Here is a 12,852-nt window from a genome sequence, read left to right as displayed (position 1 = left end):
GGCTGCCGGGCCGTCCGTACTCCCGCGGGAGTACTTCAACGGCCGCTGCCCGGAGGACGCGGGAGCAGGCTCCCCGGCGGGACGCTCTAGGTGTTTCGGGACGCACCCCGAAGCGGCTGAAGCCCACCGCCGAGGAGATGAACCACCATGTACACGCTGCTGGCCGACCACGACGGGCATTGGCCCGGCCCCTGGATCCTGCTGATCCCGCTCGCCTGGGCCGCCGTGGTGTTCCTTGTGATCGTCGTGCTGCGCCGGACGGTCTGGCGCCGCGGCTGCGGCGGCGGGGCGGACCACCCGCTGGCCGTCCTCGGCCGCCGGTACGCCGAGGGCGCCATCGACGCAGAGGAGTACCGCGCCAAGCGGGCCGTCCTCACCGAGAGCCGGCGCGGGCGCGAGCAGGGCCGAGGGGGCGCGGGGAAGTGAGCACACTCGATGTCGTACGCGACACCGCCGCGCGGGTCGTCGACGCCGTGAAGGTCTACGGCGTCGGCGACACCGTGGTCCGGGCGCTGGACCACGTCACGGTCGACTTCCCGGCCGGGGGGTTCACCGCGATCATGGGGCCGTCCGGTTCGGGCAAGTCCACCCTGATGCACTGCGCGGCGGGCCTGGACACCCTCACCGCGGGCCGGGCCTACATCGGCGGTACCGAGCTCGGCCCGCTCGGCGACCGGCGCCTCACCCTGCTGCGCCGGGAGCGGATCGGCTTCGTCTTCCAGGCGTTCAACCTGGTACCCACACTGACCGTCCGGGAGAACATCACCCTCCCGCTCGACCTGGCCGGCGCCGCACCCGACCGGGGCTGGCTGGACGCGCTGATCGACATCGTCGGCCTCGGCGACCGGCTGCACCACCGCCCGAGCGAACTCTCCGGCGGCCAGCAGCAGCGCGTCGCCGTGGCCCGGGCGCTCGCCGGGCGGCCCCAGGTGGTCTTCGCCGACGAGCCGACCGGCAACCTCGACTCCCGCACCGGCGGCGAGGTGCTCGGCCTGCTGCGTCGGGCGGTCGACGAGATGGGGCAGGCCGTCGTCATGGTCACCCACGACCCGACCGCGGCCGGCTACGCCGACCAGGCCCTGTTCCTCGCCGACGGCCGGCTGGTCGACCGGATGGAACAGCCGAGCGCCGACCGGGTGCTGGACCGGATGAAGGCCTTCGAACGGGGGCGGTCATGAGTTCCATGACGGCCGCCGCGACCGCTGCCGCCCGGCTCAGTGTGCGCTCCCTGGGAGCGCACAAGCGGCGCCTGGTCGGCACCTTCCTCTCGATCCTGCTCGGGGTCGCCTTCCTGGCCGGGACGATGGTGCTCGGCGACACCCTGCGCTCCAACTTCGACACGCTGTTCGCCGACGCCAACGCCGGTACCGACGTGGTGGTCCGCAGCGCCGACGTCCTGGACTCCCCCGGGACACCCGGAGGTGTCCGGGCACCCGTCGACACGGCGCTCACCGAACGGCTGCGGGCCGTCCCGGGGGTGGCCGCCGCCGAGGCGTCGGTCCAGGGCGCCGGCCAGCTGGTCGGCAGTGACGGCAAGCCGGTCGGCGGGCAGGGGCCGCCGACCCTGGCCGGGAACTGGCTCACCGACAGCCGGCTCAACCCCTATCGGCTCGCCGAGGGACACCCGCCGCAGGCGCCCGGCGAGGCCGTGGTCAACCGCGGTGCGGCGAAGGCCGGCGGGCTGCACATCGGCTCCACCACCGTGCTGCGCACCCCCGACCCGGTGACCGTCACCGTCGTCGGCATCGCCACCTTCGGGGACAGCGCGGACGGGATGGGTCCGAGCACGTTCACCGCACTGACCCTGGCCGACGCCGAACGCCACCTCACCCCCAAGGGCGCCGGTCAGGCCGGCTCGATCCAGGTCCGGGCGGCGGACGGGATCTCCCAGCAGGAGCTGGTGAGGAGGATCGCCCCGGAGCTGCCCGGCGGGGTGGAGGCGATCACCGGTACGGCGGCCACCCAGGAGAGCACCGCGATGGTCTCGGGGCGGTTCCTGACGATGTTCACCACCCTGCTGCTGGTCTTCGCCGGGATCGCCCTGCTGGTCGCGACCTTCACCATCCACAACACCTTCGCGATCGTGGTCGCCCAGCGGACGAGGGAGAACGCCCTGCTGCGGGCGCTCGGGGCGGTGCGGGGCCAAGTGCTGGGGGCGACCCTGGCGGAGGCGCTGGTCGTCGGTGTGCTCGCCTCGCTCGGTGGGCTGCTCGCCGGGATCGGCGTGGCCGCAGGGCTCAAGGCACTGTTCTCGGCACTCGGCTTCTCGCTGCCGACGGGCGGCATGGTGATCAGTACGGCCGCGGTCGTACTGCCGCTGCTCGTGGGCACCCTGGTCGCGGTGGGCTCGGCGCTCCTGCCGGCCGTCCGGGCCGGGCGCACCGCGCCGCTGGCGGCGCTGCGTGAGACGGGAGTGGACCGGGCGGCCGAGGGGTGGTCCGGCAGGGCCCGGGTCGGGCTCGGCGGGCTGCTGGTCGCGGCAGGTGTCCCGGTCACCGTTCTCGGCGCGACGGACGGGCCGTCGGTCGCCCTGACCGCCGGGGGTGGGCTGGCCGTCCTGGCCGGTGTGGTGGTGCTCGGTCCGGTCGCCGCGGCACTCGCCGTCCGGGCGCTGGGCGCGCCGCTGCCACGGCTGCGCGGGGTTTCCGGCACGCTCGCCCGGCGCAACGCGGCCCGCAACCCGCGCCGCACGGCGGCGACGGCGAGTGCCCTGATGATCGGCGTCGCGGTGGTCACGCTGTTCACGGTGTTCGGCGCCTCGGTCAAGGCCACCCTGGATTCCACGGTGAGCTCGTCCTTCGCCGGTGACCTCGCCGTCACCGCGCCCTCCTTCGGTGCGGGCGGCAGCGGGGTCAGCCCCAAGCTGGCGGACGCGCTCGCCCAACTGCCGGAGGTACGGCAGACGGTGGGCCTCGGCCGGGGCGTGGCGCGGATCGACGGTCACGGGCGGGTACTGGACGTCACCGACCCGGCGCGACTGGCCGGGATCGTCGACCTCGGCCGCGTCGACGGCGCCCTCGACGCGCTCGGCACCGACGGCCTGGCGGTGGCTCGCAGCGAGGCGGGGCAGCGCGGCTGGCGGCTCGGCCAGAGCGTGACCGTCGCCTTCACGGACGGCGCGAGCGGCCCCTTCACGGTCCGCGCCCTGTACGACGAGAGCGGTCTGGCCGGGGACTACCTGATCACCCGCCAGGCCTGGGCGCCGCACCGCGGGCAGGACGCGGACACCATGGTCGCCGTCGGGCTCAAGGCCTCCGTGCCGTTCGCTGCGGGCCGGGCCGCCGTCGAGAAGGCCGCCGCCCCCTTCGGGAACCCACAGGTGCAGGACCGGGCGCAGTACGCGGCGAGCGCGGCCGGCGGGGTCGACATGATGCTCTCGGTGGTCTACGCGCTGTTGGCCCTGGCGGTGCTGATCGCCCTGCTCGGCATCGCCAACACCCTGACCCTCGCCGTGCACGAGCGGACCAGGGAGCTGGGGCTGCTCCGGGCGGTCGGCCAGACCAGGGCGCAGCTGCGGGGCATGGTGCGCTGGGAGTCCGTCCTGGTGGCGGCCTTCGGGACGGTCGGCGGGCTCGGTCTCGGGGCGTTCCTCGGCTGGGCGCTGGTGCGGGCCTCGGACAGTGCCGGGACGGGCTCGTTCGCGATCCCGCCGGGACAGCTCGCGGTGGTGCTGGTGGCCGGACTGGCGGCGGGCGCGGTCGCAGGCCTGCGCCCGGCAGGCCGGGCGGCGCGGCTCGACATCCTCAGGGCGATCGCGACGGAATGAGGAGGCGGCGCGGAATGCGGAGGCGCGGGGTGACAGGACGACGAGGTGACGGCCGTCGGGGCGGCGGCCGGGTGAGCGCAGGGTGGGTGAGCCGACGGGGCGTCACGCGCCGTCGGCCCACCTGGCCCACCGGCCACCGGTCCGAGCCGGCGCCGGCTCGGCCACCCCGGCCCGACCTGCGTTCCGTCCAGCGGGCACCGGGGTCGCCCCGGTGCCCGGCCGGGCGGATCCAGCCCGGCCGGGTCCGGCGCTCGGTCGAGCTAGGGGAACACCTGACGCAGCAACGGGTCCGGCAGGCCGCGGCGGCGCCACTCGCGGGGGTAGCCCAGCGAGACCTCCTCGAAGCGGACGCCGTCGTAGTTGGTCACCCGAGGGATGTGCAGGTGCCCGTAGATCATCGCGGCGGTGTTGAAGCGCCGGTGCCAGTCCGCCGTCAGCTCGGTGCCGCACCACTGGGCGAACTCCGGGTACCAGAGGATCTCGGTGGGCTGGCGGACCAGCGGGTAGTGGTTGACCAGGACCAGCGGCAGCTCCGGGTCGCAGGCCGCCAGGCGCTTCTCGGTGAGCCGGACGCGCTCGCGGCACCAGGAGTCGCGGTCGGGGAACGGGTCCGGGTGGAGCATCCGCTCGTCCGAGCAGACCACGCCGCTGTTGTACGCGGCTTCCAGGGACTCCTTCTTGGTGGTCGTACCGGGAGCCCGGAAGGTGTAGTCGTACAGCAGGAACAGCGGCGCGATGGCGACCGGTCCGCCGGCGCCCTCCCAGACCGGGTACGGGTCCTCGGGAGTGACGACACCGAGTCGGCGGCAGAGGTCCACCAGGTACTCGTAGCGGGCGACACCCCGCAGCTGCACCGGGTCGTCGGGGTGGGTCCAGAGCTCATGGTTGCCGGGGGCCCAGATGACCCGGGCGAAGCGCTCGGCGAGCAGGCTCAGGGACCACTCGATGGTGGTGCTGATCTCGGCGATGTCACCGGCGACGATCAGCCAGTCGTCGGGCGAGTCGGGTTGCAGCTTCGCCACCAGGTCGCGGTTCTCCTGGTAGGAGACGTGCAGATCGCTGACGGCGAGCAGCCGGCCGGCCCGTCCGGGGCCTCCCGTCCGCCCCGACTGCGCGTCACTCTGGTACTCGGTCGTCACTCCAGCCCCCATGTCGTCACCCGGCCGATGCCGCCACAGTACGGGGACGGACGGGCTTCGCGCCGCAGGTTGGCTGGATCAGTCGTTCGAGCGGCTCGGTTCCGCCGTTGGGACGAGGGTGACCGGAGTGACCGGAGTGACCGGAGTCACCGGAGTGACCGGAGCGGCCAGTGCGTCCAGGGCGTCCAGGGCGTTCGAGGGCCGAGGGGGCCGCCAGGACGCCGGAGCCACTGGGCCGCTGGGCCGCCAGGGCGGCGTGACCGGCGCCGAGGTCAGTCGCCGATCTGCCAGAGCACGCCGTGGCTGGTGGCGGTGGTGACGGCGAGGACGACCAGCGCGGCGATGCCGAGGACGATGCCGAGCAGGGCGCGCCCGCGGCGGTGGGTGCCCCGGACGAGGGCGAGCGTGCCGAGGGTGATGGCGAGGGGGCCGAGAACGATGTTGAAGAGCAGCAGGCCCGGCAGGCCGAGCAGGAAGGAGGCGACGGCCAGGTTGTCGGCCTCGGCGGTGCGGTGGCGCCGAACAGCGGCGCCGGTGCTGGTGGCGGTGGCGGTGTTCATGACGGCGGGTGTCCTTCCGGGACGGGGGTGTGGCGAGAGGGTCAGCGCTGACGCAGGCGGGCGATGCCCTCGCGGGCGCCGAACGCGAGCAGCCAGGCGGCGATGGCAGCGGCGGCGGTGAGGAAGACCGGGAGCGTGGTGTGCGCGGCGGCGCCGATGAGGACGCCCATGGCGACCAGGGCGGTGAGCAGGATCATGGCGGTCCCTTCCGGCGGCTTCCACCGCCTTGGGTTTACAAGTGTTCGCTGAATCCTCTGTCACTCTACGCGGGCTGGCCATTTTCGGCAAACGATTGTTTACTGAATGGCGTGAGTCACACCGTTGGGGCCAGACAGGCCCAGAAGCAGCAGAGTCGGCGCGCGTTGCTGGACGCGGGGCTGCACCTGCTGGCCGATCAGAACCTCGCGAGCGTCGGCGTCCGCGAGGTCACCCGGGAGGCGGGGCTCTCGCCGGCCGCCTTCTACCGGCACTTCCCGGACCTCGCCGCCCTCGGGGTGGCCCTGGTCGAGGAGTCGCTCGCCAGCCTCCATGTGATGATCCGTTCCGTGCTCGCCGGTGCGGGCGGGTCTGACGAGCTGATCGACCGGACGGTGGACGTCATCGAGCAGCATGTGCGTGACCACCGGCCGCACGTCCGCTTCCTGGCGCGCGAGCGGCACGGGGGAGTGCGGCAGGTGCGGGAGGCGATCGACGTCGAACTCGGGCGCTTCGCCACGGAGGTGGGTGCGGCGCTCGCGTTCCAACCTGTGTCGCAGGGGTGGAGTGAGGAGGATCTGCGGATGCTCGCCGAGCTGTACGTCGACCACATGGTCTCCACGGCCGCCGCCCTCCTGGAGGCGCAGGAGGGGGACCCGGCGCGCGAGCGGCACATCGCCGCCACCGCCCGCCTTCAGCTGCGCCTGATCAGCCTCGGTCGCCGCCACTGGCAGGGTGGCTGACGGTAGCCCTGGTCGGCGGTGCCGCGGTCCCACTTAGGGCGCGCCGCCCGGCTCTGACTGCGCGCCCGGCATCGCCCGCGGGCCCGGCATCGCCCGCGCGCCGGGCTCGGTCCCGCGCCCCACTGTCGCGCCCCACTCCCGCCGCTCCGCGCCCCGGTCCCCACTCCCGCCGCTCCGCTCCCCAGCCCCCGAGGCCTCCCTCCGTCTGACCTCCCCTCGTGGTGGACTCTTGACAACTCGTCATGTCCGCGCCAGTTTTGGTGCACCCCCACAACGAGAGGTCTCTCATGAAGAAGCCGCTCATAGGCACGTTCGCCGCGCTCCTGTTCGCCGGGGCGACCGCCCTGGCCGGCGCCCCCGCCGCCGTCGCCTCGTCGCCCGCGGACGCGCGGACCGCCCCCGCGGCCGCGGCCGAGGCACAGGTCGCGGCCCAGACCCTGGCCGACCCCCTGCTCCAGGCCCCGTCCCAGGACCAGCAGGCCAGGGCTGCCGTGAACTTCGCCGGGACGGTGGCGCTCAGCAACTGTTCCGGTTCGCTCGTCCGGCTCCCGGCCTCCGCCGCGACGGACCCGGCGCTCATCCTCTCCAACGGCCACTGCCTGGAGACCGGGTTCCCCGGCCCCGGCCAGGTGGTCGTCAACCAGTCCTCCAGCCGCACGTTCTCGCTGCTCAACGGCACCGGCTCCAAGGTCGCCACGCTGCGCGCGAACAAGGTGGTCTACGGCACGATGACCGACACCGACGTGTCGATCTACCAGCTGAACACCACCTATGCCGCGATCCAGTCGAGCTACGGCATCGCCCCGCTGACCATCTCCGCGAGCCACCCGGTGCAGGGCACCTCCATCAAGGTCGTCTCCGGGTACTGGAAGAAGACCTACTCGTGCTCGGTCGACGGCTTCGTCTACCGGCTCAAGGAGGGCTCCTGGACCTGGAAGGACTCGGTCCGTTACACCTCCAGCTGCAACACGATCGGCGGTACCTCCGGCTCCCCGGTGATCGACACCAGCACCGGCCAGGTCGTGGCCGTGAACAACACGGGTAACGAGGACGGCGAGCGCTGCACGGACAACAACCCGTGCGAGGTCGACCAGAACGGTGTGGTGACCGTCCGCCAGGGCATCAACTACGCCCAGGAGACCTACGGCATCCCGGCCTGCTTCGCCGCCGGGAACCGCCTCGACCTCACCCGGGCCGGCTGCACCCTGCCGCGCCCCTGATCAGCACATCTTTCCCCGGTGGGCCATCCGCGATCCCGCGGGTGGCCCACTCGGCCGTCTACCGGACGGCCGATCGTCCGGCAGTCGGGCGCCGATTGCCGGAGAGTGTCGAACAGTTCCATTGACCCGATGGAGAGTTGATGTCCACCAAGCTCAGAAGGCTGCTGGTCGCCGTTCTGCTGATGCCGCTGCTCGGCCTCGGTCTGGCGACGCCCGCCCTGGCGGCCGGCGCCGACGCGTCGGCCGGCCCGGTCTCGGCCGCGGACAACCCCGCGGCCGACATCAAGGACCGCCTGGCCGCGATCCCGGGGATGACCGTCACCGAGGAGAAGCCGACCACCACCGGTCACCGCTACTTCCTGCTCACCTACACCCAGCCGATCGACCACCTCCGGCCCTGGCTGGGCACCTTCCAGCAGCGGCTGAGCGTGCTGCACCGGGGGTACGACCGCCCGACCGTCTTCTACACCAACGGCTACACGCTCGGCACCAACCCCTCGCGCACCGAGCCGACCCGGCTGACCGACGGCAACCAGGTCTCGATCGAGTACCGCTACTTCTCGCCGTCCCGCCCGGAGCCGGCCGACTGGACCAAAGCCGGCATCGAGCAGGCCGCCACCGACTCGCACCGGATCATCACCGCGCTGAAGCGCGTCTACCACCGCGCGTGGCTGTCGACCGGGGCCAGCAAGGGCGGTATGTCCTCGACCTACCACCGCCGCTTCTTCCCGGACGACGTGGACGGCACCATCGCGTACGTCGCGCCGAACGACGTCGACAACCGCGAGGACTCCGCCTACACCGAGTTCTTCCGGACCGTGGGCACCCCGGAGTGCCGGGCCACGCTCGCCGCCGCGCAGCGCGAGCTGCTCGTCCGCCGCGACCGCCTGGAGGCCCGCTACGTGGCCGACAACGCGGCGGCCGGCTCCACCTTCGCCACCACGGGCAGCGCCGACCGGGCCTACGAGGCGGGCGTGCTCGACGTCGTCTGGGCGTTCTGGCAGTACAGCACCGAGGCGGACTGCGCCGACGTCCCGGTGGCGGCCACCGCCACCGACGACCAGCTGTACGCGTGGTTCGACACCCAGTCCGGCATCACCGGCAACAGCGACCAGTCGCTCGCCCAGTACACCGCGTACTACTACCAGGCGGGCACCCAGCTGGGTTCGCCGTCCTTCGACGTCTCGCACCTGAAGGGCCTGCAGCACTACGACTACAAGGAGCTGTACTCGCCGCGCACATACGTGCCGAAGAACATCCCGATGCGCTTCGACGCGTCCGCGATGCGCGACATCGACCGCTGGGTGAAGCACTCCGCCGAGCGGATGATCTTCGTCTACGGCCAGAACGACCCGTGGGGCGCCGAGCCGTTCCGGCTGGGCCGGGGCAGTGAGGACAGCTACGTCTACACCGTGGCCGGCGGCAACCACGGGTCCAACATCGGCAAGCTGAAGGCCGACGAGTCGGTCCAGGCCACCGCCAAGGTGCTGGAGTGGGCCGGCCTGGCCGACCCGGCCGCCGCCAAGTCCCTCGCGCAGTCCCACCAGATCCCGCCGTTCGGGCCGCTGGACGAGGAAGGCCTCAAGCTGGAGCACCACCGGCTGTAACGCGCCACGGCTGTCACGCGCCACGACTGTCACGCGTCGCCGGCCGTCACGCGTCACCGAGTGTCACGCGTGAGCCGACCGACCCACCGGGGCCACCCGTCGCCATCGCGACGGGTGGCCCTTCGGCGTCCCCGCCCGCTGCGGAACCTCCGCCGCACCGGAATCCTCCCCGGACGCAGGCCCCCCGCCGGACGCGGAGAACGCCGCGTGCCCCCTCCCCGAAGCAATGAATCGGTGCTTCAATACTTTCATGGCCTATCGACGCACCCCCGCCGTACAAGCCCGACTGGACGCCCAGCGCGAGGCAGTTCTGCAGGCTGCGGTCGGGTTGCTCGCCGAGCGCGGCTACGGCGGCTGCTCGATGGCCGCCGTCGCGGACCGCGCCGGGATCGCCACCGGCAGCCTCTACCAGCACTTCGCCAACAAGGCCGAGCTGTCGGTCGAGCTGTTCCGCCGGGTGGTCAACCGCGAGATCGCCGCGGTGACCTCGGCCGTCGCCCGCCACGAGACCCCGAAGCGGCGGATCGCCGCCGTGGTCGAGACCTTCGCCGCCCGCGCCCTGCGGGCGCCCAGGCTCGCCCACGTACTGCTGGTCGAGCCGGCCGACGCCGTCGTGGACGCCGAACGGCTGGTGTTCCGGCGGGCGTTCCGCGATGTGATCGCCACCGAGATCGCCACCGCCGTGGCGGCCGGCCAACTGCCCCGGCAGGACCCGGAGCTGACCGCGGCCGCCCTGGTCGGCGCGGTGGGCGAGGCACTGGCCGGTCCGCTCGCCGCGGCCCACGCACCCGTTTCCGGGGACACCCCGCCCGAGGTGGTCCCCGCCCTGGTCTCCTTCACCCTGCGTGCCCTGGGAGGACGCGATGACAGCGACGCCTGACACGACCACGCCTGACACGACCGCACCCGACACGACCACGCCCGACACGACCGCAGCCGACGTGACCGCACCCACTCCGGCGGCCCCCGCTCCGGTGTACGCGCCCTCCCGGACGCACGAGGTCACCAACCAGGTGCCGCTGCCGTACGGGCACGACACCGCCGCCGACCCGACCCTGCTCGCGGGCCTGCACCGGGCCGGCGCGGGCTGGGCCGAGGCCGAGCTGCACGAGCTCGGCCGGCTGGCCGGCTCCGAACAGGCCGCCGACTGGGGGCGGTTGGCCAACGAGAACCCGCCCGTGCTACGCACCCATGACCGGTTCGGTCACCGGATCGACGAGGTCGAGTTCCACCCGTACTGGCACGAGCTGATGCGCACAGCCGTCGGCCACGGTCTGCACGCGACGCCCTGGCGGGACGGCCGGCCGGGCGTGCACTCCGCCCGCGCCGCCAAGTTCTTCGTCTGGGGCCAGGTCGAGGCCGGTCACACCTGCCCGATCTCGATGACCTACGCCGCCGTCCCCGCTCTGCGCGCGAACCCGGCGCTGGCTGCCGAGTTGGAGCCGCTGCTGGCCGCGACCGAGTACGACTTCGGGCTGCGCGAGCCGCACGGCAAGCGCGGACTGATCGCCGGCATGTCGATGACCGAGAAGCAGGGCGGATCGGACGTCCGCACCAACACCACCACCGCCGCTCCGCAGGCGGACGGCACCTACCGGCTGACCGGCCACAAGTGGTTCACCTCGGCGCCGATGTCGGACCTCTTCCTGACGCTCGCCCAGGCGCCTGGCGGGATCAGCTGCTTCATGCTGCCCCGCGTCCTGCCGGACGGCACCCGCAACCGCCTCCACCTCCAGCGGCTCAAGGACAAGCTGGGCAACAAGTCCAACGCCTCCGCCGAGCTCGAGTACGACGGCGCGGTCGGCTGGCTGGTGGGGGAGGAGGGCCGGGGGGTCCGGACCATCATCGAGATGGTCAACATGACCCGTCTCGACTGCACCGTAGGCGCCGCCTCCGGCATGCGCCTGGGGGCCACCCGGGCGGTCCAGCACGCCCTGCACCGGCGGGCGTTCGGCAAGGCGCTGGTCGACCAGCCGCTGATGCGCAACGTGCTCGCCGACCTGGTGGTGGAGTCCGAGGCGGCCACCGTCGTGGCGATGCGCCTCGCCGAGGCCACCGACCGGGCGCTGGCCGGGGACGGGACCGAGGCGCTGGTGCGCCGGCTGGGGCTGGCCGTCGCCAAGTACTGGGTCTGCAAGCGCGGTCCGGCGCACGCCGCCGAGGCACTGGAGTGCCTGGGCGGCAACGGCTATGTCGAAGAGTCCGGGATGCCCCGGCTCTACCGCGAGGCGCCGCTGGTCTCGATCTGGGAGGGCTCCGGCAACGTCGCCGCCCTGGACGCGCTGCGCGCCATGGCCAAGCACCCGGAGACCGTCGAGGCCTTCCTCGGCGAGCTGGACGCCGCCGCCGGCGCGGACCGCCGGCTGGACGCCGCCGTCGCCGAACTCCGAAAGCAGCTCACCGATCTGAGCGATCTGGAGTACCGGACGCGCCGGCTGGTCGAGGCGATGGCGCTGGCCTTCCAGGGTTCGCTGCTGGTCCGCCACGGCGACCCGGCGGTGGCCGACGCCTTCTGCGCCTCCCGCCTCGGCGGCGACCACGGCGCGGCCTTCGGCACCCTGCCCGCCGGCCTCGACGCCGGGGCGATCATCGACCGCGCCCGCCCGGTGCCCGCATGAGCGCGGACGACGCGGCCGAGACCGCCGAGACCGCCGAGGCGAACGAGATAATCGAGGCGAACGAGGCAGACAAGGCAACCAAGGCGGACGAGGCCGCTGCGGTCCGCGGCTTCTGGCAGGCGCTCGGCCTCCCCGGCCTGATCGACGTGCACACCCACTTCATGCCGAAGAACGTCCTCGACAAGGTGTGGGCGTACTTCGACCTGGCCGGTCCGCTCGTCAACCGGCCCTGGCCGATCACCTACCGCGTCGCCGAGGCCGAACGGGTCGAGCGGCTGAGGGAGTTCGGCGTCCGGGCGTTCACCTCCATGCTGTACCCGCACAAGCCCGGGATGGCGGCCTGGCTGAACGCCTGGGCCGCCGACTTCGCCGCCCGCACCCCGGACTGCCTGCGCACCGCGACCTTCTTCGCCGAACCCGAGGCGCCCGGCTACGTGGCGCGGGCGGTCGAGGACGGCGCGCGGGTGTTCAAGGCGCACCTCCAGGTCGGCGGCTACGACCCGACGGACCGCCGGCTGGACGCGGTCTGGGGGCTGCTGGCCGAGACCGGTACGCCGGTGGTCACCCACTGCGGATCCGGGCCGGTGGCGGGCAAGTTCACCGGCCCGGGCCCGATCGGCGAGGTCCTGGACCGGCACCCGGGGCTGGTCCTGGTGGTCGCCCACCTCGGCATGTCCGAGTACCGGGACTTCCTCGACCTCGCCGAGCGCCACCCGTCCGTCCGGCTGGACACCACCATGGCGTTCACCGACTTCGTCGAGGCCGACGACCCGTTCCCGCGCAGCGAACTGCCCCGCCTGCGCGCGCTCCAGGACCGCGTCCTGCTCGGCAGCGACTTCCCCAACATCCCGTACCGGTACGTCCACCAGCTGGAGGCGCTGGCCGGGCTTGGGCTGGGGGAGGAGTGGCTGCGGGCGGTCTGCCACGACAACGCGGCCGCACTCTTCGGGCTGACCCCTGGCTGACCCTGCCCGGTGCCCGGCCGGCCCGGCCGGGCACCCACC

At 73.1% G+C, this 12,852-nt stretch carries 12 protein-coding genes and 2 pseudogenes; 11 read left to right on the top strand and 3 right to left on the bottom strand.

The annotated features are described in order from the left end of the window. The first annotated feature begins 147 nt into the window (after positions 1-147). The 3 genes from ACZ4UX_RS09290 to ACZ4UX_RS09280 are packed head-to-tail and all read left to right on the top strand — an operon-like array spanning position 148 to position 3,766. Positions 148-426, top strand: coding sequence for an SHOCT domain-containing protein (locus tag ACZ4UX_RS09290; RefSeq protein WP_352289648.1), 279 nt, complete (start codon positions 148-150; stop codon positions 424-426). Then, the gene (locus ACZ4UX_RS09285; protein ID WP_329487458.1) at positions 423-1,178 is read left to right on the top strand and encodes an ABC transporter ATP-binding protein; all 756 of its coding nucleotides are present in this window, start codon (positions 423-425) and stop codon (positions 1,176-1,178) included. The genes ACZ4UX_RS09290 and ACZ4UX_RS09285 overlap by 4 nt, the downstream gene beginning before the upstream one ends. Positions 1,179-1,183: 5 nt before the next feature. Then, positions 1,184-3,766, top strand: coding sequence for an ABC transporter permease (locus tag ACZ4UX_RS09280; protein WP_465706303.1), 2,583 nt, complete (start codon positions 1,184-1,186; stop codon positions 3,764-3,766). Between the two features lie 260 nt (positions 3,767-4,026). On the opposite strand, the gene ACZ4UX_RS09275 is transcribed toward ACZ4UX_RS09280, so the two are convergent. The 3 genes from ACZ4UX_RS09275 to ACZ4UX_RS09265 form a co-directional block, all read right to left on the bottom strand. Continuing rightward, the gene (locus ACZ4UX_RS09275) at positions 4,027-4,905 is read right to left on the bottom strand and encodes a metallophosphoesterase family protein (RefSeq protein ID WP_329487456.1); all 879 of its coding nucleotides are present in this window, start codon (positions 4,903-4,905) and stop codon (positions 4,027-4,029) included. A gap of 272 nt (positions 4,906-5,177) precedes the next feature. Then, the gene (locus ACZ4UX_RS09270; protein ID WP_465706184.1) at positions 5,178-5,465 is read right to left on the bottom strand and encodes a DUF4190 domain-containing protein; all 288 of its coding nucleotides are present in this window, start codon (positions 5,463-5,465) and stop codon (positions 5,178-5,180) included. Between the two features lie 41 nt (positions 5,466-5,506). Further along, positions 5,507-5,662, bottom strand: coding sequence for a hypothetical protein (locus tag ACZ4UX_RS09265; protein WP_329487454.1), 156 nt, complete (start codon positions 5,660-5,662; stop codon positions 5,507-5,509). Positions 5,663-5,773: 111 nt separating this feature from the next. On the opposite strand from ACZ4UX_RS09265, the gene ACZ4UX_RS09260 reads away from it, so the two are divergent. The 8 genes and pseudogenes from ACZ4UX_RS09260 (at position 5,774) to ACZ4UX_RS09225 (ending at position 12,813) form a co-directional block, all read left to right on the top strand. Then, complete coding sequence (locus ACZ4UX_RS09260) at positions 5,774-6,403, top strand: TetR family transcriptional regulator (RefSeq protein ID WP_465706183.1); 630 nt, start codon at positions 5,774-5,776, stop codon at positions 6,401-6,403. A gap of 287 nt (positions 6,404-6,690) precedes the next feature. Beyond that, positions 6,691-7,623, top strand: coding sequence for a S1 family peptidase (locus ACZ4UX_RS09255; protein WP_465706182.1), 933 nt, complete (start codon positions 6,691-6,693; stop codon positions 7,621-7,623). 140 nt (positions 7,624-7,763) lie between these two features. After that, positions 7,764-9,230, top strand: a complete 1,467-nt coding sequence (locus tag ACZ4UX_RS09250; RefSeq protein ID WP_465706181.1) for a S28 family serine protease — start codon at positions 7,764-7,766, stop codon at positions 9,228-9,230. A gap of 250 nt (positions 9,231-9,480) precedes the next feature. After that, positions 9,481-10,110: a TetR/AcrR family transcriptional regulator gene (locus ACZ4UX_RS09245; protein WP_352289629.1), complete on the top strand. Its 630-nt coding sequence runs from the start codon at positions 9,481-9,483 to the stop codon at positions 10,108-10,110. Beyond that, positions 10,094-11,509 (top strand): annotated as a pseudogene (locus tag ACZ4UX_RS09240) (acyl-CoA dehydrogenase family protein); the annotation flags it as partial. The gene ACZ4UX_RS09245 and the pseudogene ACZ4UX_RS09240, both read left to right, overlap by 17 nt. A gap of 75 nt (positions 11,510-11,584) precedes the next feature. Continuing rightward, positions 11,585-11,672 (top strand): annotated as a pseudogene (locus ACZ4UX_RS09235) (aminoglycoside O-phosphotransferase APH(3')-Va); the annotation flags it as partial. Positions 11,673-11,677: 5 nt separating this feature from the next. Further along, positions 11,678-11,848, top strand: a complete 171-nt coding sequence (locus ACZ4UX_RS09230; RefSeq protein WP_465706180.1) for a hypothetical protein — start codon at positions 11,678-11,680, stop codon at positions 11,846-11,848. Then, entirely contained in the window at positions 11,845-12,813 is a 969-nt protein-coding gene (locus ACZ4UX_RS09225) for an amidohydrolase family protein (RefSeq protein ID WP_465706179.1), read from the top strand. Before ACZ4UX_RS09230 ends, ACZ4UX_RS09225 begins: the two co-directional genes overlap by 4 nt. Positions 12,814-12,852: the final 39 nt, after the last annotated feature.

It is taken from the genome of Kitasatospora sp. NPDC028961, from assembly GCF_055564815.1.
Note: the sequence above shows the minus strand (reverse complement) of the source record. Positions and strands in the feature narration are given on the sequence as shown.